The sequence below is a fragment of the Aliirhizobium sp. YIM B11859 genome (assembly GCF_057163345.1).
The window spans coordinates 96,615-120,702 of sequence record NZ_JBXHAY010000005.1 but is presented as its reverse complement, the minus strand read 5'-3'; the positions used below and the strand labels follow the sequence as shown (position 1 = coordinate 120,702).

Annotated in this window: 23 protein-coding genes; 9 read left to right on the top strand and 14 right to left on the bottom strand. The window is 55.0% G+C overall.

From position 1 onward, the window contains the following. Nucleotides 1–16 precede the first annotated feature (16 nt). Nucleotides 17–1,165, top strand: coding sequence for an alanine racemase (gene alr, locus AC2GXZ_RS20065; RefSeq protein ID WP_483760979.1), 1,149 nt, complete (start codon nt 17–19; stop codon nt 1,163–1,165). Nucleotides 1,166–1,594: 429 nt separating this feature from the next. On the opposite strand, the gene AC2GXZ_RS20060 is transcribed toward alr, so the two are convergent. Then, nucleotides 1,595–1,798, bottom strand: coding sequence for a hypothetical protein (locus AC2GXZ_RS20060; protein WP_483760978.1), 204 nt, complete (start codon nt 1,796–1,798; stop codon nt 1,595–1,597). 502 nt (nt 1,799–2,300) lie between these two features. On the opposite strand from AC2GXZ_RS20060, the gene katG reads away from it, so the two are divergent. Then, entirely contained in the window at nt 2,301–4,493 is a 2,193-nt protein-coding gene (gene katG / locus AC2GXZ_RS20055; RefSeq protein ID WP_483760977.1) for a catalase/peroxidase HPI, read from the top strand. A 187-nt stretch (nt 4,494–4,680) separates the two neighbouring features. Here katG and AC2GXZ_RS20050 read toward each other — a convergent pair whose 3' ends face one another. The 8 genes from AC2GXZ_RS20050 to AC2GXZ_RS20015 form a co-directional block, all read right to left on the bottom strand. Then, nucleotides 4,681–5,388: a GntR family transcriptional regulator gene (locus AC2GXZ_RS20050; RefSeq protein WP_483760976.1), complete on the bottom strand. Its 708-nt coding sequence runs from the start codon at nt 5,386–5,388 to the stop codon at nt 4,681–4,683. Between the two features lie 324 nt (nt 5,389–5,712). After that, a complete protein-coding gene (locus AC2GXZ_RS20045) occupies nt 5,713–5,952 on the bottom strand; it encodes a hypothetical protein (RefSeq protein WP_483760975.1) in 240 nt (79 codons plus the stop codon). A 103-nt stretch (nt 5,953–6,055) separates the two neighbouring features. Continuing rightward, nucleotides 6,056–6,763 carry a TfuA-like protein gene (locus AC2GXZ_RS20040; RefSeq protein WP_483760974.1) on the bottom strand — a complete coding sequence of 236 codons (708 nt, stop codon included), beginning with the start codon at nt 6,761–6,763 and terminating at the stop codon, nt 6,056–6,058. Next, the gene (locus AC2GXZ_RS20035) at nt 6,760–7,953 is read right to left on the bottom strand and encodes a YcaO-like family protein (RefSeq protein WP_483760973.1); all 1,194 of its coding nucleotides are present in this window, start codon (nt 7,951–7,953) and stop codon (nt 6,760–6,762) included. Before AC2GXZ_RS20035 ends, AC2GXZ_RS20040 begins: the two co-directional genes overlap by 4 nt. A gap of 20 nt (nt 7,954–7,973) precedes the next feature. Beyond that, a complete protein-coding gene (locus AC2GXZ_RS20030; protein WP_483760972.1) occupies nt 7,974–8,192 on the bottom strand; it encodes a hypothetical protein in 219 nt (72 codons plus the stop codon). Nucleotides 8,193–8,222: 30 nt separating this feature from the next. Continuing rightward, nucleotides 8,223–10,136: a hypothetical protein gene (locus AC2GXZ_RS20025; RefSeq protein ID WP_483760971.1), complete on the bottom strand. Its 1,914-nt coding sequence runs from the start codon at nt 10,134–10,136 to the stop codon at nt 8,223–8,225. Between the two features lie 53 nt (nt 10,137–10,189). Then, nucleotides 10,190–10,618, bottom strand: a complete 429-nt coding sequence (locus AC2GXZ_RS20020) for a helix-turn-helix domain-containing protein (protein ID WP_483760970.1) — start codon at nt 10,616–10,618, stop codon at nt 10,190–10,192. A gap of 276 nt (nt 10,619–10,894) precedes the next feature. Beyond that, nucleotides 10,895–11,680, bottom strand: coding sequence for a metallophosphoesterase family protein (locus AC2GXZ_RS20015; RefSeq protein ID WP_483760969.1), 786 nt, complete (start codon nt 11,678–11,680; stop codon nt 10,895–10,897). Nucleotides 11,681–12,369: 689 nt separating this feature from the next. Here AC2GXZ_RS20015 and AC2GXZ_RS20010 point away from each other — a divergent pair. The 7 genes from AC2GXZ_RS20010 to AC2GXZ_RS19980 all read left to right on the top strand — a co-directional run bounded on the left by AC2GXZ_RS20010 (nt 12,370) and on the right by AC2GXZ_RS19980 (nt 19,729). Next, the gene (locus tag AC2GXZ_RS20010; protein ID WP_483760968.1) at nt 12,370–13,518 is read left to right on the top strand and encodes an ABC transporter ATP-binding protein; all 1,149 of its coding nucleotides are present in this window, start codon (nt 12,370–12,372) and stop codon (nt 13,516–13,518) included. Next, a complete protein-coding gene (locus AC2GXZ_RS20005; protein ID WP_483760967.1) occupies nt 13,515–14,420 on the top strand; it encodes a carbohydrate ABC transporter permease in 906 nt (301 codons plus the stop codon). The genes AC2GXZ_RS20010 and AC2GXZ_RS20005 overlap by 4 nt, the downstream gene beginning before the upstream one ends. Further along, entirely contained in the window at nt 14,417–15,253 is an 837-nt protein-coding gene (locus tag AC2GXZ_RS20000) for a carbohydrate ABC transporter permease (protein ID WP_483760966.1), read from the top strand. Before AC2GXZ_RS20005 ends, AC2GXZ_RS20000 begins: the two co-directional genes overlap by 4 nt. Before the next feature lie 24 nt (nt 15,254–15,277). Beyond that, a complete protein-coding gene (locus AC2GXZ_RS19995) occupies nt 15,278–16,525 on the top strand; it encodes an ABC transporter substrate-binding protein (RefSeq protein ID WP_483760965.1) in 1,248 nt (415 codons plus the stop codon). A gap of 16 nt (nt 16,526–16,541) precedes the next feature. After that, complete coding sequence (locus tag AC2GXZ_RS19990) at nt 16,542–17,330, top strand: phosphodiesterase (RefSeq protein ID WP_483760964.1); 789 nt, start codon at nt 16,542–16,544, stop codon at nt 17,328–17,330. Nucleotides 17,331–17,335: 5 nt separating this feature from the next. Next, nucleotides 17,336–19,114 (top strand): HAD-IA family hydrolase, encoded by a 1,779-nt coding sequence (locus tag AC2GXZ_RS19985; RefSeq protein ID WP_483760963.1) that lies wholly within the window; start codon nt 17,336–17,338, stop codon nt 19,112–19,114. A 114-nt stretch (nt 19,115–19,228) separates the two neighbouring features. After that, on the top strand, nt 19,229–19,729 hold the full coding sequence (locus AC2GXZ_RS19980; RefSeq protein ID WP_483760962.1) for an N-acetyltransferase family protein: 501 nt from the start codon (nt 19,229–19,231) through the stop codon (nt 19,727–19,729). A 41-nt stretch (nt 19,730–19,770) separates the two neighbouring features. Here the strand turns inward: AC2GXZ_RS19980 and AC2GXZ_RS19975 are convergent, their stop codons facing one another. The 5 genes from AC2GXZ_RS19975 to AC2GXZ_RS19955 form a co-directional block, all read right to left on the bottom strand. Then, on the bottom strand, nt 19,771–20,580 hold the full coding sequence (locus AC2GXZ_RS19975) for a MurR/RpiR family transcriptional regulator (protein ID WP_483760961.1): 810 nt from the start codon (nt 20,578–20,580) through the stop codon (nt 19,771–19,773). Between the two features lie 116 nt (nt 20,581–20,696). After that, complete coding sequence (locus AC2GXZ_RS19970; protein ID WP_483760960.1) at nt 20,697–21,671, bottom strand: DMT family transporter; 975 nt, start codon at nt 21,669–21,671, stop codon at nt 20,697–20,699. Beyond that, on the bottom strand, nt 21,664–22,359 hold the full coding sequence (locus AC2GXZ_RS19965) for a hypothetical protein (protein ID WP_483760959.1): 696 nt from the start codon (nt 22,357–22,359) through the stop codon (nt 21,664–21,666). Before AC2GXZ_RS19965 ends, AC2GXZ_RS19970 begins: the two co-directional genes overlap by 8 nt. Before the next feature lie 2 nt (nt 22,360–22,361). After that, entirely contained in the window at nt 22,362–23,354 is a 993-nt protein-coding gene (locus tag AC2GXZ_RS19960; protein ID WP_483760958.1) for a nucleoside-diphosphate kinase, read from the bottom strand. Continuing rightward, nucleotides 23,347–24,087, bottom strand: a complete 741-nt coding sequence (locus AC2GXZ_RS19955; RefSeq protein WP_483760957.1) for an amino acid kinase family protein — start codon at nt 24,085–24,087, stop codon at nt 23,347–23,349. Before AC2GXZ_RS19955 ends, AC2GXZ_RS19960 begins: the two co-directional genes overlap by 8 nt. Nucleotide 24,088: the final 1 nt, after the last annotated feature.

Here is a 24,088-nt window from a genome sequence, read left to right as displayed (position 1 = left end):
AACCAAGGGGCCAATCATGCTGCAAAAGGCGCAATTGGAGATCAATCTTGATCAGCTTGTGTCCAATTTCAGCTTCGTCAAACGAAAGGCTGGTCTCACAACCCAAATCGGCGCGGTGATAAAAAGCGATGCTTATGGCTTGGGGCTGATCCCCGTTGCTCGAACCCTTGCCGCCTCGGGATGCAATCTGTTTTTCGTTGCCGATTTGCACGAGGCGCAAACGTTGCGCCAATCAGGGATATCAACGCCGATTGTGGTGTTTAACGCCGATATCTTCAAGGAAAGAAGGGTCTTTAACGGGAAACGGCTGACGGCGGTTGTGAACCATCCGGACGATCTTGCCGCCATTGCTGACGGCACCACGACGATACCTTACCTGCTCAACATCGAAACGGGATTTTCGCGATTTGGCCTCAATGTCGAGGATTTGCTGTCGCTTAAAGAAGACGGCCGGTTCGACCACAATCAGCCGACATGTCTATTCAGCCACCTCGCATGCAGTGACAATCCGAACGATGACACCAATAGTGCCCAAAAAGACCGCTTTCTCGTGGTATCGGGAATGTTCCCGAATGTGCCGCGCAGCTTAGCGGCATCCGCCGCCCTATGGCTTGACCATTCCTTTCATTTGGACTTAGCGCGCATCGGATCGGCGCTTTACGGCCTTAACAATGCTCGGGTTTTCCCAAATCCACTTCGTCCGGTGGTAAGGCTGACGGCGCCGCTGATTGATATACATGATGTCCCGCAATCCCAGCCGGTCGGATATGGTGCTACGTTTCGTGCGCGGCGACTGACCACCCTTGGAATAGTGCCAATCGGTTACAAGCATGGCCTTCCATGGGCCTGCGCAAACCGGATCAGCGTGAAGCTTGGCCCGTTTGTTGCGCCAGTGATCGGGCGCATTGCAATGGAATATACCAGCATCGATATAACCGACATTCCTGCCAGCTTGCGGGTGAGGGGATCTGCCGTAGACTTTCTTTTTGACGATTTCGGCCTTGATGAACTCGCCGCCGCCGCAGGCACAAACGCTCAGGAAGTTCTCACCCGACTTGGAGCTTGCTGTCATCGCGCTTATGTCGCACGACCCTCAGAGGCATCAGTTTTGTCGCAATCAGCCGATCACAACGAAAATCCGCCCAAGCGAAGGCTGCAAGCTTGATCTGCGGCGTCGTCGTGTCGCCTGCCGGAACCTTGAAAAAGGGTAAGTCGCTATGTGGCATATCGCGTCCCCGTCACCGGTCGCGTGCAAAGAGGAGAGGGGGATTGTTTATGTGGCAATCGCCACGCTCTGTTGAAGCGCGGGAGGTTATTTCTATCGTTCTATCGCCTTGGATACCTGGACCATCGCGCGATGGCGGAGTGTCTTCGCCGCCTTTTTCCTGGCAGCCTATTGGCTTTATCAACGGCGCGCTAATTCCGGCTCGATCGTTCATCGGATCAAGCGCGACGAACGCCTCAAAGGACGTTTACTGAGCGATTTTTGATGATTTGCGCTCGTTGGGCTTCAAAGCCGGATTTTTCGTCCATTCTCGCCAGCACATCGAGGGCCCAAGACGAGGTGCAAACGCGTATCATTTCGCCCTCGACCTTACCACTCGACATATCGATCGGCCTCTTCCTCATCCTCCGCTGCGTTTCGGCTTGGAACCAAAAACGAAAATGGCAAAAGCACAGCCACGAGCAGAAGCAGGATCGCCAAGTATGCAACGATGCCGACCGGCGCAAGTGCAACGAGACATAAGCGCCGCGCAGAGCGCAGTTGCGTTGATTGTTCTAATTGCATGAGAGCCATTGATACCTCTTCAATTTATTAGGAGGCTATCATGTTCGTATTAGGCGAGACTTAGGCGTTTCATTCGAAGTTTAATCATCTTGCGGTGATCATGATCCGGATATCTCGCCTTGCCCAAGACCGAAACGACAAGCGCCAAGCGGTTGAGGGCAAAGCGCCATATTCTGGCGAGGCCCGGTGCGCGGTTTGACGACACCCGACGGTATTGGATTTGTTGTGGATAGACAAAAAGCCCATCTGCGTCCCGCCGTCGCCCAATCAAACCACCACCGATCACCCATCGCGGTCAGGCTGGGCATATTGATCTGACGATAATAAAATCAGATCATTTCCATTTGAAATTCAAACTTAAAACTATGGCCGTTTGGCGATATTTGATTTGCCGACGAGAGGATATGCACCAGCTTAACCTCATGGGAAAAAATCAGTGGCGGCGGGTACGGCGGTTTCTGTCCGCCATCGTTACCACACAACAGAGATCATCAATCGGAAGGAGAACGTCATGGATGCTAAATCGAGCGAAAACACTGGCAAGTGTCCCGTTGCACACGGTGCCACACCACGCGGACGCAACAACCGCGAATGGTGGCCGAACCAGCTGAATGTCCAGATCCTTCATGGCCATTCGTCGCTTTCCGACCCGATGGGCAAAGGGTTCGATTATGCCGAAGAGTTCAAGACGCTAGATCTTGATGCGGTCAAGCAGGACCTGCACGCTTTGATGACGGACAGCCAGGATTGGTGGCCGGCAGATTTCGGCCATTACGGCGGCCTGTTCATTCGTATGGCCTGGCACTCGGCCGGCACCTATCGCATCACCGATGGCCGCGGTGGCGCCGGTATGGGCCAGCAGCGGTTTGCCCCACTCAACAGCTGGCCTGACAATGTCAATCTCGACAAGGCTCGCCGCCTCTTGTGGCCGATCAAGCAGAAATACGGCAACAAGATTTCCTGGGCCGACCTGATGATCCTGACCGGCAATGTCGCGCTTGAATCCATGGGCTTTAAGACCTTCGGTTTTGCCGGCGGCCGCGCCGACGTCTGGGAACCGGAAGAGCTGTATTGGGGGCCGGAAGGTACCTGGCTCGGTGACGAACGTTATAGCGGCGAACGCGAACTGGCAGAACCGCTCGGCGCCGTCCAGATGGGGCTCATCTATGTCAATCCGGAAGGCCCGAACGGCAATCCCGACCCGCTTGCCTCGGCCCGCGACATCCGCGACACCTTCGCCCGCATGGCAATGAATGACGAAGAGACCGTTGCGTTGATCGCCGGCGGCCACACATTCGGCAAGACCCATGGTGCGGGCGACGCCTCGTTTGTCGGTATCGATCCAGAAGGCGGCGAGCTGGAAGCCCAGGGGCTTGGCTGGGCAAGCACATTTAACAGCGGCACAGGCCGCGATGCGATCGGCAGCGGCCTGGAAGTCACCTGGTCGCAGACGCCGACCCGGTGGAGCAATTATTTCTTCGAAAACCTCTTCGGTTTCGAGTGGGAACTGACAAAGAGCCCGGCCGGTGCCCATCAGTGGGTGGCCAAGGATGCCGCCGCGTCCGTGCCGGATGCCTTCGATGCGTCGCAGAAACACCGGCCGACCATGCTGACCTCCGATCTGGCGCTTCGTGTCGATCCCGCCTACGAGAAGATCTCCCGTCGTTTCTACGAGAACCCGGCAGAATTTGCCGATGCTTTCGCCCGTGCCTGGTTCAAGCTCACCCATCGCGACATGGGGCCGAAGGTTCGTTACCTCGGTCCGGAAGTGCCGGCCGAAGACCTGATCTGGCAGGATGTCGTTCCGGCCGTTGACCATCCGCTGGTCGATGACGCGGATATCGCAAATCTCAAGGAAAAGGTGCTGGCAACGGGTCTGTCCGCCCAGGAACTGGTGTCCACCGCCTGGGCATCCGCCTCGAGCTTCCGCGGATCGGACAAGCGCGGCGGTGCCAATGGTGCCCGTATCCGCCTCGAGCCGCAGAAGAACTGGGAAGCAAACCAGCCGGCACAGCTGGCCAAGGTGCTCTCCGTGCTGGAAGGTCTGCAGCATGACTTCAATACGGCGCACGCAGGAGCCAGGAAGATCTCGCTCGCCGACTTGATCGTGCTTGCCGGTGCCGCAGGTGTGGAAAAGGCGGCGAAGGCTGCCGGACACAGTGTTGTCGTTCCCTTCACGCCGGGCCGCACGGATGCGTCGCAGGAGCAGACCGACACGGCCTCCTTCGCAGCTCTGGAACCGCGCGTTGATGCGTTCCGCAATTACGTCAATGACAAACGCATCCAGTTCATGCAGGCAGAGGAAGCACTGGTCGATCGTGCCCAGTTGCTGACGCTGACGGCACCGCAGATGACCGCACTTCTGGGCGGTCTGCGGGTTCTGAAGGTCGGCGCACCGGAACACGGTGTGTTCACCGCAAGACCCGAGACGCTGACCAACGACTTCTTCGTCAACCTCCTCGATATGGCCACGGTATGGACGCCAAAGGCAGGTGAAAAGGGTGTCTATGAAGGCCGCGACCGAACGTCCGGCGAACCAAAATGGACCGCAACGCGTGTCGACCTGATTTTCGGTTCGCATTCGCAGTTGCGTGCGATCGCCGAAATCTACGCCCAGTCCGATGCCAAGGAGAAATTCGTTCGGGATTTCGTGTCGGCATGGGTCAAGGTGATGAATGCCGATCGGTTTGATTTGGCGTCGTGAAAACAAAACACCGGGCGTCTTTTGCGCCCGGTGCTCACCTCACAATGGTTTAGGTCTGTCGGGCATACTCGCGTGACGCAGTGACAATCTTCCACATCCCCTGTTGGCTCGTAAGACGGGATTGCGAGCCGACCAAATCGCCCCCCTAAAAAAACGGGCCAGCACAATCGTCGTCGATATGGCCCAATTATCCTCGTTCCAGCAGATCTTCCAAGAGCGACCTGCTTGCCTCCGCGCGTAGCTCGAACTCATGAAGCACATGCCAGAAGACCTTATCTTTCGCATGGTGCTGATGCACGAATTCAGCCAACGCCGAGGCATGGTCGCCTGCGATCAAAAAGTCCTCGACCCGCGCCATATTGGTGAAGAAGTCGACCATTTCCGGTTCGTTCGATAGTGCAAACCGCCGTATGTGATGGGTGCGTTCGCTAAACTGGCGTGTCAGTTTGACCAGCTTTGCATTGCCAGAAATCATCGCTAGCCTCTCATAAAGTGTCTCGAGACAATGCGCGGCATCTTCAGCCTCTTGCGAATTATCGGCTAACGTGTCGGTCGGACCGCTGGTGATCGGGTGAGGAGGAAAAGACGAAATACGGTCAAAGGCGATCTTGTGTTTTTCGATCGAATATTTCGCAATCATAAACGCCATTTCGTAATCGGCTTTCACCTCGTCAGCCTTCATTGCTTTTAAATAATAGCCTCTCCCAAAAGAGAACTGGATGATCTCCTCATCGGCAAGCCGGATGAGTGCTTCGCGCACGGGAGTGGGGCTAACGCGCATCTGGGTTGCAAGTGTGCGGATGTTGATGAAGGTTCCAGGGGCAAGCTCGTGTCGAAGCAGCGCCTCTTTGAGACGACTGTAGGCGTCGCCAGCTTTATCAGAGACAAACACCATTAGCCTTGGACTTCCCCAAAAAGGTCACGGGATTTGTGTACAGAAGCACAATCAAAAATTGTTTTTTTTGTTGTTATCGTACTTGATATCAACTTTCGCGAGTTTTCAAGTAAAAATATGATTGAGTATCGGTAAGTGTGGCCCGCCGCATTTTGCTGGGGAAGCTTAGGATTAAGCGACGGCCGATGGCGTGCCGTGACAGCGAAAACGGGGAGGGCGCGTGCCTGTCTTTCGCTATCCTCCTGTCCGTGGTCGCGGGATAGGGTTGTGGCGAAACGTGAATTTGGTCCGGCTGGGTTTACCAGTGTTCCGATCAGAACGCGCCTAGTTCATCGCTCTATGCTTGCCGTCGATTTCAAGCCCCGGCAGCAATATCGTGCCACCGTGTTCGCCGATTTCCTGGACGACTGCGGCATAGGAAAGATCGAGAAGATAGGCAGGAAATTCCACCCCAAGATCTCTCGCAGCTTGACGGGCAAAAAGGACGAGCCGTGCCAGTGAGGCCAGTTCCTCGATATCGACCGCGGATAGATTGCTGGCTGAGGTTTTCGATGGTCGCAGCATATTTCTCTCCCCAATATGCAATCTTGCGACCTTATCACGCTTTGATCACGCTGAGCCGTGACAGCAGCGTGACGCAGCTTTTCACTGTTTCGCACTGGATCGTTCAATCAGATGATGTGAGACCTCTCCACTGAGATGTCGCATGAAAGGTCCAAGCTTTTCGGCCGGGTACAGGTTCTGGCCCGTCGATCAAAAGACCCACGAGTTGTAATGCGTCGGTTCGCTTCTGGTTGATCTTACGGTGCGAAATGATCGAAGACAGATAGGCGCGACGGCACGCTGGGATGTCGGCGGACGAGATGACCCGCCGCCAACTGCGATCCTTGAAATAGATGGTTTGCGCTCGTTTGATCAGCGCATCGGCTTCCCAGGCGGTCACCGTCCCATCATCAAGCAACATTTCAAGCGTAAAGATCACATTGACCAGAGGCTCGGACAACGCGAGATATTGGCTCTCCAAGGGGCCATGAAGTTGAGCAACATCGGCATCATCAAGAGAGTGCTCGGCCGAAAACCGTTCGAAGATCGCACCGATGCCAATCATCCCAAACGGCGCACATTCAACTGCGCGCAGGGCACCCATGCTTGCGGCGCCGAGAACGGCGATGTCACGCGACAGCGCGTAAATGATCTCCTTGTGCCAAACAGGAGCGGTCTGCTCGAAATACCCATCGATCAGCCCAATCGCGGTGGCACCGTCATTGACGGCGCGCAATATATCCCCTTTTTTTGCAGGCGGCCTCACCTCAACCGAACCCGTCACGTGGTCGGCTGCATCCGGCAGGCTTGGGCCGACAAAAATCACCTTCATCGGATGGCCAACACATGCGCCAAAGCCCGCTGGCCAAAACGCCGTTTGCGGTCGCCCTCCGGGTTTTCGAGCGCCGGAACGATCACCTTGACGACCGACACCGGCAATCGTGTGCCACTGATTTCGACCGAAAAGACTGCCGTGATGCCGACGTCCTTCAGTTTTCCCATCACCCACGACAGATAAAAAGGCACGGTTGCACCGACCAATTGCGCGCGCAAGGACAAAGCACCCGTCGCAAGGGTCAAACAAGCCAGCGTTTCATGGGGACAAGCCTGCTCAAATGCGCTGTCAGGGATATCGTCGCGCGCCCCACTGACAAAGGTCATTCTTGATTGTGCCGCTTCGGTAATCGCCCGGATCGCGGCGCGTGTGGCAATCGGGTGGGCGCCACTGCCCATGTTGATTTCGAAAAACTTTATCGCGCGTCTGTCGGCAAAATTGGCGGGTGCAAGTAACGCGGTGAAACAGGGCACATCAAGATCGGTTGTCATGTCGAACAGCCTGATCACGAAGCCCGCCGCGGTAATTTTTGCGACGAGCGCGTCAATCACCGGATCGTCAAGGCTTGCTGGATCAATCGCGCGGCGCAAATGCAGCGGCGTGAGTTGCCAAAGCGTATAGGCATCCCGCTCAATGCGCTCCAGAAGACCGTGCAATATCGCCTCGTCTCGATTATTGCCCGAAGCAAGCCCGTCTGAGGATTGCCAAAATCGCGGTTCAGTTGAGGTCCGGTCCAAGGCCACAGCGTGATAGGGAAGCAGACAGATCTCATCCTGTCCAAAATCATAGGCTTCAACCCAATCGATCATGTCTTCGTCTGAAATATCGCGGGCCCCCCGCGCAATAAGGTCGTCGAGCGCAAAAGCCCGCAATCCCTGAGCCAAGAGGTCACTTCGTGTGGCCCTCACAGTCTTGATGAGGGGCGCACCCGCAACCGCTCTTTCAATCGCTTCCATTGCTGCGGAAACCTTCGCATCGATATCCTCAATGCCCTTGCCCTGGCTGATCACAATTGATTTCGCGTTCGGCGTCACGGCATTCCAGACCGGGATCCCGATGCGATCCAGTCCTGTCAAACGAGACAATCTTGTAATCCCCAAAGGGAGCAGGAGCGGTTTTATCCGCTCCCACGTTTCAGAGGGTGCCAAACTGCGGTCACTGTAAGATATCGGCGCCCTGGCAATCACGGATCGACCAATCTTTGAAGTCAGCCGTCAAGATGGCCGGCAGCAACGGCGGTCGTTGCCGACATCGGAACGGCGAAATCTATACCCGTGATTGGCCCCGAACCGGATGCCCTTTGAGCGTTGATATCTTTGAATGTGCCGGTCATTGCAGCCGACATGGGCGCCAATGTCCCATTGTCGAAATCGGCAATCCAAAGATTGTCATCACCCTGTTTTCCTATCACCACGACTTGCGCCATCGGTTTTCTCCTTTGCTGGCGGTAAAAGCTCTAGAATCCTGCTTTTCGTAGTCCTTCCCGGTAATGATCCTTCTGCCATTGCTCTTGCATGGGCACGACAGAAAGCCATCGTTCGAGGTCAAAATCCGGATGGGTTTCACGCGCTTTGGCAACCAGGCTCGTTGCCTTTTTGCTATTGCCCAGCATCGCCCATGATGCCGCGGCCAGACGCGTTGCGAGCTGATTGTCTTGCATCTGGCCGACATAACCGAGAGCATCGTCATAATGCTGCAAGCAATAGGATGCGCCAGCGGCAGTCCAGAGGTAAGAATCCGGGCTGATCGGATTAAGATCGATGGCAGATTTGATCTTTTCGAGCGCACGCTGGGGACGCGATGCGTGAACGAGTGTGTCAGCCAGATCCGCGATCACATCGGCATAATGCGGGCTCATCGCCTCGGCTAGATTGAGTGCGTCAACACTTTCGTCGATGGCGCCGCGAAGGAGCCGGGCAACACCGAACTCTCTGTAACCTGCGGGAAGGTCCTGGCCCAGCTTGATCGCTTGGCTTGCATGGCTTTCGGCAGCTTTTAAGAGGTCTTGATCCCCGCGTGCCGTCAACAGCCATTCTTTGGTCAGGGTCCGTGCAATACCGCTTAATGCCGGAGCAAAGTCCACAGCCTGCCCAAGGGCAGCCCGAAATTCACGCCGCGCTCGCCTCAGGTTCGGCAATGTCAAATGGCCAAGGTAACGTTGTCCAAGAAGGTAATGATAATAGGCCTTGGGCGAGCGTTCGAAATATTCTCGTGTTCGCTCGGCTCGGCCAATCTGATCGGTTATCGTGACCGAAAGCCGCAAGGCAAGATCCCCACGCCTAATGGCAAGCGTTGTGTCTCCAAGCGGAACGCGTTCGGCCCAGATGACCTCATCATTGGCAAAATGGATAAGCTGCACGAAAAGACATGGCTGCGTCCCGTCCGTCGAATGACGCGTGTCCATGACGTAGGAGATGCGATGTTTCTCAAAAAGAATTGCCTTGTCGGACGCAATTCCAATCTTTGCTGATGTATAAGGAGCCATCACCTGAAGATCGCGCGACGCCGCCAGCGCAATCGTAATATCTTCAACCAGAGACTGTGCAATCACTGCGTCACGAGCGTGAGGGATGACCTCAGGCGGGAGCAGCGCGACCCGCGGCAAAGGCCCCGCATATACCTCTCCAAACACTGGCTTATCCGACATCTTGGCCTGGCTGTATTGCGTATCGAAGATCTGGCGGGCGGCGCGGACCGCTGATATTGCACCATGCCCATCATCGGGTTTGTTCAGATCGAACAAACATTGCAACACGCTGAGTGACGTGCCGGGATCGCACGAGTTATGCAGGAGTTGGGCCGTGGCATTGCCAGGATCATGTTGGAATAAATGTCGGGTGGCGTCTTTGATCAGCCTGTTTTCTTCGATCGTTTTGGCAAGCGGTAAACAGGAAGCGATGGCATCGGCAAGACGGTTATTCGCCTTGCGTCTTTGGAGATCGCGCCAGAGGGATAACGGGCCGCTGGCCACATCAATATGTTCCAGGAAAGCACCGGAGAAAACATCAAGGATGCATTGAAGATCAAAAAACGGACTATGTGCGGTATGACGCTCCTGAATGATCGTAAAATCACAACTGATCTGATGTTTGTCCAAGCCCACCGAGTTCGCAAGAAACGTCAAAACATGGGTGCCAGCCTGCGTCTGGCGCGCCGAAATCCGTAAAATCGTCTGGCGTAAATTGGAAAAAGCGGTTTCTGCAGGACTATCGGCCCATAAGAGGCCCGCCAGTCGTCGCCGTGAGGTCTCGCTTACATCTTCGGTAAATAGGAATGCCAGGATCAAAAGGCCCTTTTCGGGGAAAACAACGCGATGACCGGCCTTATCAAGAAGGCGCAATTGGCCCATTGTTTGCAGATGATAAGCCATTGTTCATCAGCCTCTACAGATCGGCGTGATAGTTTTGGAAGGCCTGTGTCTTGCTAATTGCTCGGGAAATCGGTGGCGTCTTCAGCGCTGTCGGCCAATGCGGCGGCCAGAGCGACGATCGATCGACGTGTCTTGGGATTTCGAATATTTGCGAAAGCGCGATTAATCTCTAGCCCGTCTTTTGTTGCCAGAAATGATGTGAGACCATAGGGGTCGTTGAGAATGGTGACTGCGCCTGACGCGCCGACATTGCGGTCTTGATCAAAAAAGAAAGCAGGCTTTACTTGCAAAATGTTGGCCAGCATCAAAAGGCGGCTGGCGCCAACGCGGTTGGTACCGCGTTCGTATTTTTGAACCTGCTGAAAGGTTACGCCCAACCCTTCTGCCAATTGCGTTTGGGTTAATCTCAATAATTTTCGGCGGAACCTGATTTTTAAACCAACTTGAACGTCGATCTCGCTTGGATGTTTGACGGTTGCCATTTTAATCTCCCCCGTCGTCCCTTATACATGCAAATGTGACGTAAGGCTGAGGTTAATGCAACCAAAAGTTTTGGTGATTTGAAAGTCGCTAGCGAATTGTCGCCCGCTCGTATGCCCGACTACGATCGTCGTTCGGGTCGATAATCGTGATCTCGCTCAGACCGATGCCGGAGCGTGGTTAGGCGATTTAACGTGGGTTCCCCCACTCCAGATGGCAGTGTCCAGAAAGCGGATTGACGATGGTCATCTCATTGTATCACCCGCTGCGATCATTAATCAGATGAAGCTTTTTTCGCCACCGTCTATCTTCAGAACGGTCAGCTTTCCGGTGTAAAATGCGCCCGTATCGATACCGACCCGCCCCGGTCCGATATTTGGGGTCGGAGAGGGTGTGTGGCCGTGAACAACCAGCCCCGGTCCACCCCAACCGGACGACAAAAATGGCTCACGGATCCACATCAGGTCTTCATCGGCCTGCTCATTAAAGCTGATTTTGGGGCGCAGGCCTGCGTGAACAAACACCATATCCCCGATTGACAGAGAGATCGGTAGGTTCGACAGAAAGTCGATATGTCTTGCTGGAATAGCATTTGAGAGGATCGGTTTGAGCCCCTCACGTCCTGGCCGCCTCAGATCAAAATGGTGAACATTGATCCCATAGGAGGTCAGCGTCTGCTGGCCGCCCATGTCAAGCCATTCCATGTAAAGCTCCGGCTCGGCAATGAACTTGCCGAATATATCGTCATGGTTCCCACAAAGCGCCACCCGTCTCAACCCGATTGCACTTGGCTGAATGAGGTGCTCAAGAACTTGGGCCGATTTCGGCCCCCGGTCGACATAGTCGCCCAACAAAATGACAAGGCCCGGTCGTGCGTTACGAGCGACATCTTTTGCAATTCGAGCCTCCGCCTCGCGCAATTCTTTGAGGCAACCATGGACGTCCCCGATTGCATAAATGGGATAGGGGGGAGGTGTATCGCCCAGCGCGATCCGTCGGCGGGATGACGGCGCGACCACTACACGCTCCTGCCGTCGCTTCACCCAGCCGATTAAATTTCGCATCGATTTGCCCGTTTCGGCTTTTTGTTTTGATGGAATGACAATGCGAACCTGCTGGATAACGGAGGGTTAATCGCCAAGGTCAGATGATGCAATTGCCCCATTTCTTCCCCGTGTTATGAAGGAAATGTTGCGATGCGGGACTGTCGGTGTTTCGATCGAGGGTGAGTGTGCGCATCTGAGGCAGGTCCAAACAAGCTTGCCGCGTTGCTGCCCGCTGACTGCCGAAACGATGCGACGTCTTAGATCTCCTGCAGCGCTTTTGCCGAAAGCGTTTGAAACGCGGCCACGCGTGCGTGCACGTCGCGTCTGCGGTGCCAAAGCCGCTGGTCACACGGCCTATCTAATCCGTTGATCCTTCCCTTGGCGCGCCAAACGATGATCGTCGCCAGCAAACTTGGCAAAAGGGCGGCCAATCCCAGGTCGCAACGGTTGCGGCAGGAAAAAAAGCAATTTTAACGGATGAAATCCAGGCGTGTATTTAAAGGCGCATGCTCCAGCGTTTCAATTTCAGCGATTAATCCGCAGACGAAAATGAGAACGTAAAAAGAACATTGTAGCGGCTCTGCGGCTCAAAAGAAGATACAATGTCAGATAAACCAAGGCCTTATCAAAAATTAACGCTTGTCATAAAAATGGAACCATGGTCCACTATATGGACGATATGCGGACTTTAATTCTGGAGGGGCAGCGTGAGTGATTTGGACAATGCCGCAATCGAGGCACTCGGCCTGGTGAAACAATTCGGCACGCAACACATCCTCAAAGGCATAAATCTGTCGGTTCGTCCTGGAGAATTCCTGACATTGGTCGGGCCTTCGGGCTGTGGGAAATCGACGCTTTTGCGCCTGATCGCCGGGCTTGAAACGGCAACAAGCGGTGCGATCAAAATTGCTGGCCGATTGATAACCGACATGCCACCGAGCCAGAGGGACGTGGCGATGGTGTTTCAAAACTACGCGCTTTATCCGCATCTGACGGTCGCGCAAAATATGGCGGTGCCGTTGAGAATGCGCCGCCTGTCGCTCGCCCAGCGCCTTCCGATCATCGGCGCGTGTTTGCCCAAGACCACCGGCATCTTGGATCAGATCGGCCAGGATGTTGAAGCCGCCGCCAGAGCGCTTGGAATAGATCAGCTTTTGTCTCGAAAACCCGCGCAGCTTTCAGGTGGGCAGAGACAAAGGGTGGCTCTTGGGCGTGCCATCGTCCGCAAACCACGCGTATTTCTTCTCGATGAACCGCTTTCCAATCTCGACGCGCAACTGCGTGTTCATATGCGCAGCGAACTTGTACAGCTCCATCGCAGGCTGGGTGTCACACTCATTTATGTGACCCACGACCAGGCAGAGGCAATGACCATGTCCAGCCGCATTGCTGTCATGTCTGCCGGCGAAATCCTTCAAGTCGGTGCGCCCGATGAGGTCTACGACAACCCTCAGCACCTGACCGTGGCACGCTTCATTTCCAATCCGGGACTAAACACGCTGCCGTTTTCTGCGCTTGCCAACACGATCTGGGCACGTCAAATCGGCGTCAAGGACGCTCATGCGACAGACAATTCCATCGTCGGGTTCAGGCCAGAAGCCTGCAGCCTGGCATCCGCACGCGATCATGCTGACCTGTCGGGTCGACTTATCTATTGCGAGCGGTTTGGGGCCGAAGCCTTCGCGCATATTGCGACAGAGCACGTGAAGGCGCCGATTATCGCAAGAATAGACCCGACCACTGCCACTAATCTTTGTCCCGATCAAACCGTTCGATTGCGGTTCGACACAACGAAACTGTTTCTCTTTGCGGCCGATGGTGCGCGTATCACCCTCAAGACGAGGGCGGTGGCATGATGACCATCACAGCCCTTGAACAACCGGTCAGGCAATATAGTTGGTACACGCTTTATGTTCTGGTCCTGCCCGCCACACTGCTGCTCCTGGCGTTCCTTCTGATCCCCTCGGGGATGGTGCTGTTTTTATCCTTCACCGATTATGAGCTCGGCATGCCGTCGTTTCATCTCGTCGGCCTTTCCAACTATGGCGACATGATCAACGACAGGGCATTCTGGCTGTCGATCCGCAACACTGCCTTTTATGTCGTGCTGGTTGTCCCCGGATCGATCCTGATCGCTCTTTTTGCCGCATTGCTGATCGAGCGACGCAGCCGGTTCACGCGGTTTTACAAGATAGCCTATTTTCTTCCGGTGACCGCCACCCTGGTTGCCATGGCAACGGTCTGGGAATTCATTCTCCACCCCAATATCGGCCTTGCCAATCATCTCCTCGGCGCCATTGGCATCGCTCCTATTCGGTTTTTGTCAGATCCAGACTGGGCGATGATCTCCCTGGCGATCATCGGTATCTGGCAATCCGTTGGTTTTAATCTCATCTTATTTCTCGCAGGCCTTGCCGCCATACCCAAAGAAATCGACGAGGCCGCCGCACTCGATGGCGCAGAAGGTGGCTTGGACCGTTTTTTTGTCGTCACCTGGCCTTTGCTGGGACCAACCACCCTGTTCGTCACACTGACAAGCGCCATTAACGCAATCCGGGTGTTCGAACTGGTTGCCGTGATCACCCAAGGTGGACCGGACAAATCGACAGAGGTCATCCTCTTTTCGATCTATCTGGAAGCCTTCCAGTATTTCCGCACCGGATATGCCTCGGCGCTCACCGTCGTTTTTTTGGCCGCAACCGTCACTTTGATCATCGTGCAAATGCGGCTGGGTGATAAAAGGGTGCATTATTCATGATCCGCCGTCGCTCACGCATCAAAAGCGCTTTTGCACACCTGATCCTGGGCCTTGGGGCTGTCTTCATGTTGACCCCCTTCATCTGGATGGTGTTGACCTCCATCAAAACGCCGGATGAGGTGTTTTTGGCCGATTTCCAGTTCTTGCCGACCAAATGGGGCGGCACGGACAATTATATCGCCGCGTTCACCCAGGCACCTTTGTTGAGGCTCATGCTCAATGGCACGTTTGTGTCCTTAGCCATCTTGATCATCCAGGTGATCATCGCGGCGCCCTGCGCTTACGCTTTGGCCAAAATCCCCTTTCGGGGAAGCTCTCTGCTGATGGGTTTGGTGCTTTTGGGATTGATGATCCCAATCCAGGTCCCGGCTCTGCCGATCTATATCGCCTTTGCCTATTTCGGCATGCTCAACAGTTACACCGGCCTCATCATGCCGTTTTCGATCTCGGTTTTTTGTATTTTTCTGCTGCGTCAGTATTTCAAGACCTTTCCCCACGAGATCATCGAGGCGGCAAGGCTCGACGGCTATTCCGAGCTCGGTATCGTTTGGCTGATCGTTGTCCCAAGTGCCTTTCCAGCGATTGCCGCTTTTTCGATATTTTCGGTGATCGCCCATTGGAACGACCTTTATTGGCCGCTGATCGTCGTCACCGATCCGAACCTTGCCACGCCACCACTCGGTTTGATGATGTTTCGCCAATCAAGCCAGGCCGGCGGAAATATCGGCGCACTGATGGCGGCCGGCACCATTGTGATTGCCCCCCTCGTACTCGCCTTCTTGTTTGCACAAGCCCAGTTCATCCGGGGACTGACGGTCACCGGTCTGAAATAACCACCCAAAAAAGAGGTCACTGACATGCAGTATCGCAGCCTCATTCCAGCAGCTCTTGCATCTTTCGTGTTTGCAAGTTCCGCCTTCGCCGAGACCAAATTGGCGATCCAATACGCCTATCCCTCCCACCAGGCCTTCCACCAGGCGGTTGCCGATGCCTTTATGGCACAAAATCCGGATGTGAAGATTAGCTTCCGCGCCGCAGCACCCGATTATGACGAGGCCTTACAAACGGTCTTGCGCCAGTCGATCACCAAAGACCTGCCAGACATCGTGTTATCGGGCCTGCAAAAGGTCCCCGACTTGGCGGCCAAAAATCTTGCCGTACCGTTGACGCCGTTTTTGGCCGATCAAAACCTGACAAGCCTTGGTTATTCGCAACGGCTGTTGTCGCTTGGGCAGGTTAACGGGGTTCAATATGCGCTCGCTTATGCGACCTCGACACCGATTGTGTTTTACAATCTCGACCTCGTCAAACAGGCCGGTGGTGATCCCCAGAAACTTCCGACCGACTGGGACGGGGTGATCGCTCTTGCCCATGCGATCGATGGCCTGGGCGCCGGGATAGACGGGATGTATTACGATGTCGGGACCGACGACTGGATGTTCCAGAACCTGATCTACAATCAGGGCGGTGAGCTGATGTCAGCCGACGGCAAGGATGTCGCCTTTGATGGCCCTCAAGGCAAAGCCGCCTTCCATCTCTACAAGCGGTTTTTCACCGAGGCCGGACAAAAGCCGATTGAACAACGGGCCGCCAGACAACAATTCGCCGCCGGAACACTTGGTATCTATTTCACCTCGCCATCCATCATCAGCACCTTTGAAAGTCAGATTGGCGGAAAATTCGTCATGCAGACAACAAAGATGCCACTCGCCAATCCGCAACAGGCCGGCGTGCCAACGGGTGGAATGGCCGGCGTGATTATCACCACCGACAAAAACAAGCAGAAAGCAGCCTATGACTATCTGATGTTTGCCACTGGTCCGATCGGTCAAACCATCGTTGCAAAGGCCACCGGTTACATGCCCGCCAACACATTGGCTTTGGAGCCTGCTTTTCTCGGCGATTATTTCGAAAAACATCCCAATTGGCAGACAAGTTCGAGCCAAATTGCGCTGGCCCGCAAATGGGCTCCCTGGCCTGGCCAAAACGGGGTGAAAATTGCCCGAAACCTCGTCGACGGGATGACGCGGATTGCCGAAGGCGCTGACGCGGACCAAACCCTGTCACGCATGGCGCAAGAGACGCGCGCCATGTTGCCAAAGTGAACCGGCGGCTTTTGCCATGATCATCGCACACGTCACCGATCCGCATCTCGTTTGCCCCGGCCAAACCTTGTTCGACATCGATCCGATGAAACGGCTCGATCAGGTCCTGCAGAAAATCGAAAAAGACTTTTCCGCGGCGCGATTATGCGTGATCAGTGGCGACCTTGCCGATGGTGCGGAAAGCCAGGCCTATCGGCTGTTGCAACAGAGATTGGCGGCCTTCCCAATCCCCACACGTCTCATGCTTGGCAACCATGACGATCGCGATGTTTTCCGCTCCGTATTCCCCGAGGCGATCGTTGATCCCAATGGATTTGTTCAAGGGTTTGACGATTTTTTCGGGCTGCGGATCATCTATCTCGACACGCTCGAAAAAGGTGCCCCGCAAGGGCGGTTGTGCGATCGTCGGCTCTCCTGGTTATCGGGCGTGCTCGAGGGGGCACGCGACAGGGATGTCGTCGTCTTCACCCACTATCCGTTCAGATCTCTAGGATTGCCGCATTTCGATAAAATGCTGCTTGCCGATCCGGATCCGGTCATGCGCCTTCTCACGGCGCATGGTCGTGTCCGCCATATTTTTTGCGGCCATGCCCATGTTGCCATGTCGGGACAATGGGATGGCATTCCCTTTTCCGTCTCCTCAGGGACCGGCCACCATATCGTACCCGATCTCGAAAATAGCGATGTCAGCTTCGTCGCCATGGCACCGCAGTTCGACATTGCCGCAATCGATCGTGATGGGGTTTTGGTCTTTAAGGTCGAGGCTTTGACCCATCCCGTTCTGGCGATCTCCAAGGGAGTTTGACACTGATGGCACTGTCGTCCCGGCACTTGAAGCTCATCATCTTCGACTGCGATGGTGTTTTGATCGACAGCGAATATCTCGGATGCCAGATCCTGTGTGATGCGCTGCAGTCGGTCGGCTGCGGCATCACCTTAAACGAGGTCATCCTGCGCTTCAGCGGCATCAATTTTACCGAAATGGCGCGCATCTTGCGCGCAGATTACGATTTTGAGCTTCCACCAGATCTGGAAGGGCGGGTCAAACGTCAAACCGAACTGGTCTTTCGCTCGGCGCTGCGCCCGATCAAAGGAGTAGCGAGGCTGATTGAAAATCTCGACATGCCGATCTGTATTGCCTCCAGCAGTGCTCCAGACAAGCTGCGGCGTAATCTTGCAACGACCAATCTTCTGCCGCTCTTTGAGCCGCATATTTTCAGCGCCGTTATGGTCGAAAATGGCAAACCCGCCCCCGACATCTTCCTTTACGCCGCAGATAAAATGCAGGTCGATCCGGAAGACGTCGTGGTTGTTGAAGACAGCGTAGCCGGTGTCACGGCAGCCGTGCGCGCGGGAATGTATGTGATTGGTTTTTGCGGTGGCAGCCATTGCGGCCCGACACATCCAGACCGCCTTAAAGAGGCCGGTGCCGATGCGATCATCTTCGACCTGACCGAAATTGTCGACCATCTGCGCATAACGCGAAATCCTGCCCGAACACAAAAGGAGAAGACCAGCATGTCGTTTAAGGAAAAACCGGTCAAAACCGCCATTGTCGGGGCCGGTATATGGGGGGCCAATCACGCTTTGGCATTAAAATCGCACCCATCAGCCGAGCTTTGTGTCATTTGCGATCTCGATGAGACGCGGGCAAGAGCAGCCGGCGAGCGTTTCGGTTGCGATTGGTCGACAGACCTTGATGCGGTTTTGTCCTCCGATATCGAGGCCGTCACCATCGCCACCCCGGACCATCTGCATCGTGATCCAGCCGTTGCCGCTTTGCTGGCGAAAAAACATGTGCTGATCGAAAAACCGATCGCAACCACGGTTGCCGATGCAAATGCGATCCTTGCCGCAGCACAGGCAGGGGGAGGGCGCCTCATGGTTGATTTCCATGCGCGCTGGCACCCGCTTTTTATGAGCGCAAAATCCTATATTGAGACTGGTCGCTTGGGAAAACCGGTCATGGGTTATGCCCGTTTGAGTGACACAATCTGGGTGCCGACCAAAATGTTGGGCTGGGGCGCGCGATCGGGTCCTGAATGGTTCCTTATGCCGCATATGGCAGACATTGTTCGCTGGCTCCTCCAGTCCGAACCGCGTGAGGTTTACGCCAAAGGATCAAAAGGCGTCCTGAGCGCCAGCGGTATCGATTGTTTCGACACAATCCAGGCCATGTTCACCTTCGAAAACGATGCTGTTTTTACCCTGGAAAGCTCCTGGATCCTGCCCGAATCTTACTCCAATGTTGTTGACCAGCGGCTGACCTTTTATGGAACCGAAGGCGGCCTTGATCTGCGCAACGAACCCAATTTATGGGTCTATACCGATCGCTTCCATACGCCATTTTCTTCAGAAGCTTTGACCCGTTACGGCAAGGCATGGGGTTTCCAATATGAGCCGATCAAATATTTCATCGACTGTATCCAATCGGGTGAAGAACATGAGGCAACCGGCCGCGATGGCTTGATTGTCACCGCAATGATCCAGGCGACGATCAAAAGCATCACCGAAGGCCGGCCCGTTTTGTTGGACGAGGTGTTGTCCGATGGCATCGACGAAACCGACTTTAAAAAATTTTCCCCATGATGGACCATTGATCCGCCATGAGGTGCCTGATGTGGAATTTTGACTCTATTTTTGGTGGCCCGCATTGGCTCTAAACTTTGCGACAACCAAGTCTCTCACCGGAAGTTTGTGCAAATGCCCCTGCCATTTTCCATCCGCCAATTAACTGTCGATGACGTGGATCAATTCAGGTCAGTGCGGCTTGAAGGCCTGCAGACCACACCACGCCATTTCGGCTTTTCCTTCGAGGAAGAATTCGAAAAACCAACCGCCTTTTTTAAACACCGCCTTGCCACCAATATCGTTTTCGGTGTTTTCCAAGGGGCGACATTAAAGGGCATCGCGGCCGTCTCTCAAGAACCGCTGTTAAAAACCCGGCACAAGGGGATGGTTTGGGGCGTTTATCTTGCCCCTGACACTCGCGGCAAAGGCCTGGCACGTCGCCTATTGGCCGCGCTCATAAATGAGGCTCAAAAGACCGTAAGCGAATTCCGCTTGACCGTATCCACGGACAACCCCTCTGCCTATCGCCTTTATGTCGATCTCGGTTTTCGCGAATATGGCCGCGAACCGCGCGCTTTGAAGATTGGCGACAGCTATTGTGACGAGTTTTTAATGGCACTTTGTCCGTCGTAATCCAAGACGCGCGCGCTTATGATCGTCCAGCATGGTCTGCGTCAGGTCTTTGTAGACCCTGTTCGGCGGTTGATTTCGATCGCAACGGCCGACACGAGAACCTCAATGACAAAAAGCTGGGTGAAAGCGACCGTCAAGGCCCCGCCCGTCAACGGTGTTTCAGCAGCCGCGGCGAGAAGAACCGTTTGCGCTTGGGCGACGATCGGACTGTCGGGTCTTGCCGTAATCGCTGCCGTAAACACCCCGCCACTGCGCGCGCGGCGTAATGCCTGAACCGTCTCGGCCGTAATGCCGGTCTCCGAAAGGCCGATCGCAACACAGCGATCATCAAGCCCGTGTGCCATCTCGGCGCCAATTTTAGGATCACTGAAAGCAAACGCCATGATACCAAGCCGAAGCAGCCGCATCGCCAACAGTCCCGCCAGAATTCCCGACGCACCTGCACCATAGATATCCACGCGTCTGGCCTCAATCAGACGGACAGCCAATGTCTCGACATTGGCGTAATCAAGCAAAGTCGCATTGTCCCGCAACGCGCCCGAAAGCGTTTCGCTCAACTGTTGCGACAATTGACGGCTGGCAGAAGGAGTGTCTGAGGCCTGCACCGGTCGGGTCGCAAGTTCTCCGGCAAGGGCAAATTTGAAATCCTGAAAACCTTCAAACCCGATCAGGTGGCAAAACCGCACGACACTTGCCTTGCCGCTTCCCGACAAGGTGGCAACCTGATCTGCCGTCTGCTTGACGATCAGGTCGGGATTTTCGACCACATATTTGCCGATCCGCCGGAGCGCCATGGGAAGTTGCGGCATATGCGCCCGGATCATCGGCAAGACAGAGCGTTGAGAATTCATTGTCACCACTTTCGTACCACATCATGTTTGAGCGCTGATCGACATGCGCGGCGCACCCGAAATATATAATCGGCTTGGCTTTCGCCGTGAACCGGAGAGTGGAGAGGTTCGACCAATCAACGGTAAACGGATCGGTCATTATCAGAGAAACACCGCTGATCGGTTCGGCGTTTCTGTCTTCCCGTCAATTGGCCATTGGCACTCAACGCCAAAATCGCCCCGCTGATGATCACCGCACCGCCGACTGCCACATAAAGCGAAACCGAGCGATGAAACAAACCGGCTTCCAGCAACAGCGCCGACATTGGGCTGAGCGTCATCAACACGGAGATCTGCCCCGATGGCGCTCGGCGCATTGCCATTAGCCATAACAGCGATTGGGCCGCCCCACCGCCACCGACAAAAACCAACAATAAAGCCGTCGTCCCCATCACCGCGGAAAGGTTGAGGTCCTGATTGTTGATCACCATCGATAAAGATAAAACGATCCATCCCCCCAGCAGGGTCAGACAGGTCACCACATAGGCGCCGGCTTTTTCGACCAAAGGCCGCGCCGCGACATTATAGATCCCACTGATAACCGCTGCCGATAAAAGAAGACCGATTCCGGTCATTCTCAATGTCATGCCCGTCATGTCCCAGCAAAAATCGGGCGACATACAAATACCAAGCCCAAGCACTGCGATTGCCGCCCCTAACCATCGCCAACCGGAGGCAATCTCTCGGCCGCTTGCCCGAGCGACAACCAGTGTGAAGATCGGGGTCAAGCACAACACCACAGATGTGGTCGAGGCATCGGTGAAAATCAGCCCTTCTGTGATCATCAATGGCACCAGCCCAGATATGACGCTGCCGATTAAAATGATCTTGACCGCCGATGAAACAGACACCCGGCATAAACCGCTTGCAGCAAACGGAAAGACGCACAAGATCCCGATGCCGACCCGAAACGTGGTCAGCAGCAATCCGTCCATCTCTTGTGACACTTGCTTGGCAGCGACCATCGTCGCGCCACTTAAAAGCGACGACAGACAACCAAGGCCAATACCCATTTGTAAAAAGCGCCGATGGTCGTCATCACGATCAGACATTACCGATCTGCGTCAGATACGACCGCGCCAAGTCGATGACCCTTGCCGCGTCCAGATTTAGCTTTTCGGTTGTTATGAGCTTGTCCATCATCGCCTCTGCGGTGGCAAAAACCGCGAAAGGTCCAAGGTTATGTGCCGCCAAAAGGATCAGCTCTTGTCCGCAAATGCCGGCATTGACGCAGCTGGCAAGATCATTCCAGTGTTTCGATTGGTCGTCACTTTGACCTTCACTTTCACCTTCATCACTGTCACGGTCGCTGGTACTGTTCGCCATCAGCAGCTTTTCAAAAACGGCGTCCGCTACAGCCACCCGCCATCCAAGCGTTTGGTCATAACGCGTTTGGCATAACCGCGGCTCGCCCGTGACCACCCAATTGACAGTGCTTGTTTCATCTCCACGATGGAACGTGATTTCGGTTTCTCTCTCAGATCGGTTGTCGCAGCCGGCAACGATGCCAGCCCATTGCAATCGATCAAGATCGGCAACAAGGCATGACGCATAGGCGTTTGCGCCGACACAATGGATGTCCAGATCGCCGACCGGGCGCTGAAGATAGTTGCGAAGAACAACCGACCCGCTGAAAAACTGGGTCGGTCCCCGCGTAGCGGCAAGCACCAAAACGATCGCGTTTTGCAGGTTTGACATGCCCATCGCATCCCTTGAGCTTTGCCTTATCGTGTTGTCCATCGTCATCTCCCCTTGATGATCCCCTCCACGGTCGAACCCATTGCTGCCCCCGTTGTCACTTCTCGTGTGGCTTTTGTCGTCGCGCCCATGGGGACCTTTGCAGAGCCTGGTGTGGACGCCCTCCGGGCTTGATGAAGGTCGGCGCAATCGGTGATCTTGCCCAACCAGAGCGGGTTGGAATAAAGCGCGCTTTTGATCATCAGGACTTGCCATGCTGGTAGCTGGCCGAGACGGAAAAGATTGCTGTCGAAAAACGCAGCGTCACCCGACAAAAAAGCATGGATGAGATGCTGCAGCGCATTCGGTACGGTTTCCGATAGGCTCAGCAGCCGCCTGATCAGGGTGATCGCACATCGCGTCGCATCCTGGTCAAGATCCAAGACGCCACAGCGGTCGTGGAGCGGAGAAAGACTGCGGTCAAAAGCACCACTAACAAGCCTCGTCGCGACCGGATCGATCTTGCACATCGCCAAGAGAAACTGGAAGAGGCCATTATGAAGAGGAGCTTGGCGGATCGAATTTGGAAGAACCTCTGCCGGCTTGCCGCATCCCGACAACCACCGTCTTTCCAATATCGTGTATTCCTCTGCGGCAAGCTCATGGCTGTCGCTTACATGCAAGAGGTTGGTGACCGGATTATCGCACCAAAAACTGGAGCGAACGGTGTTCGAAAGAGCGTTGCAAGGTTGTGTTGCGCCTTTAAGCGCCTGCAGTTTTAAAAGGGCATCACCTTTGCCATCCCCGTTTGCCCAAAGAGACACGCAACACGGTCGCGCCTCGAAAAGATCGACCACCAGCGGGAAATGAGCGCCGCATGTCGATGCGGTAAGATCATAAAAGGCGGTGATCGAGCCTGCGTCATGCACCGCATAAAAACGATGGCATAAAACCAGGTTGCCCGCCGATGAAATAAACCTGTCAAGTGATGGCATCAGCCCCGACACCATCACTTCGGGCCCATAAACGCTCAGCGCTTGCGCCTGTTGGTCAAACATCGCGCGCCCCCTTCGTTTTTGAAAAGACACGGGAAATATGGGTGCCGATAAACGCCGATCCGCTCAGCCACTCGGTCAGTCTTTGTGGATGCAGCCCGTTGATCACCGCCGCCTCGATGCCCTTGTCTGCAAGAAAGGCGACGGCGCAGCGATCAATCGATGTATGGCCCATGCGGATAAGATCATCCGCTGCAATTTTTCGGATCAAGGCATCACCGATGCCGATCTGGCCTTTCTCAAACACGCCGTCGACATTGGTTAAGATGGCAAGCCGTGGGGCATCGACAAGCCAGGCAAACCACGCAGTCACGGCATCAGATGTCACGTCAAAGCTCATCGAAACCGGATCGAGATCCATCAAAATCCGAAAGGGCAAAAGAACCGGCACAAGATGCTGGTCAAGGGCTGCACGGCATTGGCGAAGCGTTCGGCAGGCCCGAAGCGATCGGCAAAAGGCAGGATCGCTTAAGATCAGTCCAGTCTGATCTTGCGCCAAAGCCGTCGCCTCATGCGCGGTCTGCGCCTCAAGCGGCATATCGTGATCAATCGCCTCGATCACCTTGTCGGGGCGTCCGCCGCCTGGAACAATGATCAGCCGATGACCACGTGCAGCAATGGCGGCGATCTCCAAAATCATCAACCGTGTGGCGTTAAGATCAAAGGTCAGACTGCCGCCGAATTTGATCACCGCATCGATGTCAAATGGCGGAAAACCATCGATTGCCTTGCCCATC

Excerpts from the sequence above, each read along its gene's own strand:
- AC2GXZ_RS20000 (WP_483760966.1), top strand. The coding sequence starts at position 14,417 with ATGATCCGCCGTCGCTCACGCATCAAAAGCGCTTTTGCACACCTGATC.
- AC2GXZ_RS20050 (WP_483760976.1), bottom strand. The coding sequence starts at position 5,388 with ATGGTGTTTGTCTCTGATAAAGCTGGCGACGCCTACAGTCGTCTCAAA.
- AC2GXZ_RS19965 (WP_483760959.1), bottom strand. The coding sequence starts at position 22,359 with ATGGACAACACGATAAGGCAAAGCTCAAGGGATGCGATGGGCATGTCA.
- AC2GXZ_RS19955 (WP_483760957.1), bottom strand. The coding sequence starts at position 24,087 with ATGGGCAAGGCAATCGATGGTTTTCCGCCATTTGACATCGATGCGGTG.
- AC2GXZ_RS20020 (WP_483760970.1), bottom strand. The coding sequence starts at position 10,618 with ATGGCAACCGTCAAACATCCAAGCGAGATCGACGTTCAAGTTGGTTTA.
- AC2GXZ_RS20025 (WP_483760971.1), bottom strand. The coding sequence starts at position 10,136 with ATGGCTTATCATCTGCAAACAATGGGCCAATTGCGCCTTCTTGATAAG.
- AC2GXZ_RS19985 (WP_483760963.1), top strand. The coding sequence starts at position 17,336 with ATGGCACTGTCGTCCCGGCACTTGAAGCTCATCATCTTCGACTGCGAT.
- katG (WP_483760977.1), top strand. The coding sequence starts at position 2,301 with ATGGATGCTAAATCGAGCGAAAACACTGGCAAGTGTCCCGTTGCACAC.
- AC2GXZ_RS19990 (WP_483760964.1), top strand. The coding sequence starts at position 16,542 with ATGATCATCGCACACGTCACCGATCCGCATCTCGTTTGCCCCGGCCAA.
- AC2GXZ_RS20005 (WP_483760967.1), top strand. The coding sequence starts at position 13,515 with ATGATGACCATCACAGCCCTTGAACAACCGGTCAGGCAATATAGTTGG.
- alr (WP_483760979.1), top strand. The coding sequence starts at position 17 with ATGCTGCAAAAGGCGCAATTGGAGATCAATCTTGATCAGCTTGTGTCC.
- AC2GXZ_RS19960 (WP_483760958.1), bottom strand. The coding sequence starts at position 23,354 with ATGTTTGACCAACAGGCGCAAGCGCTGAGCGTTTATGGGCCCGAAGTG.
- AC2GXZ_RS19970 (WP_483760960.1), bottom strand. The coding sequence starts at position 21,671 with ATGTCTGATCGTGATGACGACCATCGGCGCTTTTTACAAATGGGTATT.
- AC2GXZ_RS19980 (WP_483760962.1), top strand. The coding sequence starts at position 19,229 with ATGCCCCTGCCATTTTCCATCCGCCAATTAACTGTCGATGACGTGGAT.
- AC2GXZ_RS20030 (WP_483760972.1), bottom strand. The coding sequence starts at position 8,192 with ATGGCGCAAGTCGTGGTGATAGGAAAACAGGGTGATGACAATCTTTGG.
- AC2GXZ_RS20040 (WP_483760974.1), bottom strand. The coding sequence starts at position 6,763 with ATGAAGGTGATTTTTGTCGGCCCAAGCCTGCCGGATGCAGCCGACCAC.
- AC2GXZ_RS19975 (WP_483760961.1), bottom strand. The coding sequence starts at position 20,580 with ATGAATTCTCAACGCTCTGTCTTGCCGATGATCCGGGCGCATATGCCG.
- AC2GXZ_RS20045 (WP_483760975.1), bottom strand. The coding sequence starts at position 5,952 with ATGCTGCGACCATCGAAAACCTCAGCCAGCAATCTATCCGCGGTCGAT.
- AC2GXZ_RS20060 (WP_483760978.1), bottom strand. The coding sequence starts at position 1,798 with ATGGCTCTCATGCAATTAGAACAATCAACGCAACTGCGCTCTGCGCGG.
- AC2GXZ_RS19995 (WP_483760965.1), top strand. The coding sequence starts at position 15,278 with ATGCAGTATCGCAGCCTCATTCCAGCAGCTCTTGCATCTTTCGTGTTT.
- AC2GXZ_RS20015 (WP_483760969.1), bottom strand. The coding sequence starts at position 11,680 with ATGCGAAATTTAATCGGCTGGGTGAAGCGACGGCAGGAGCGTGTAGTG.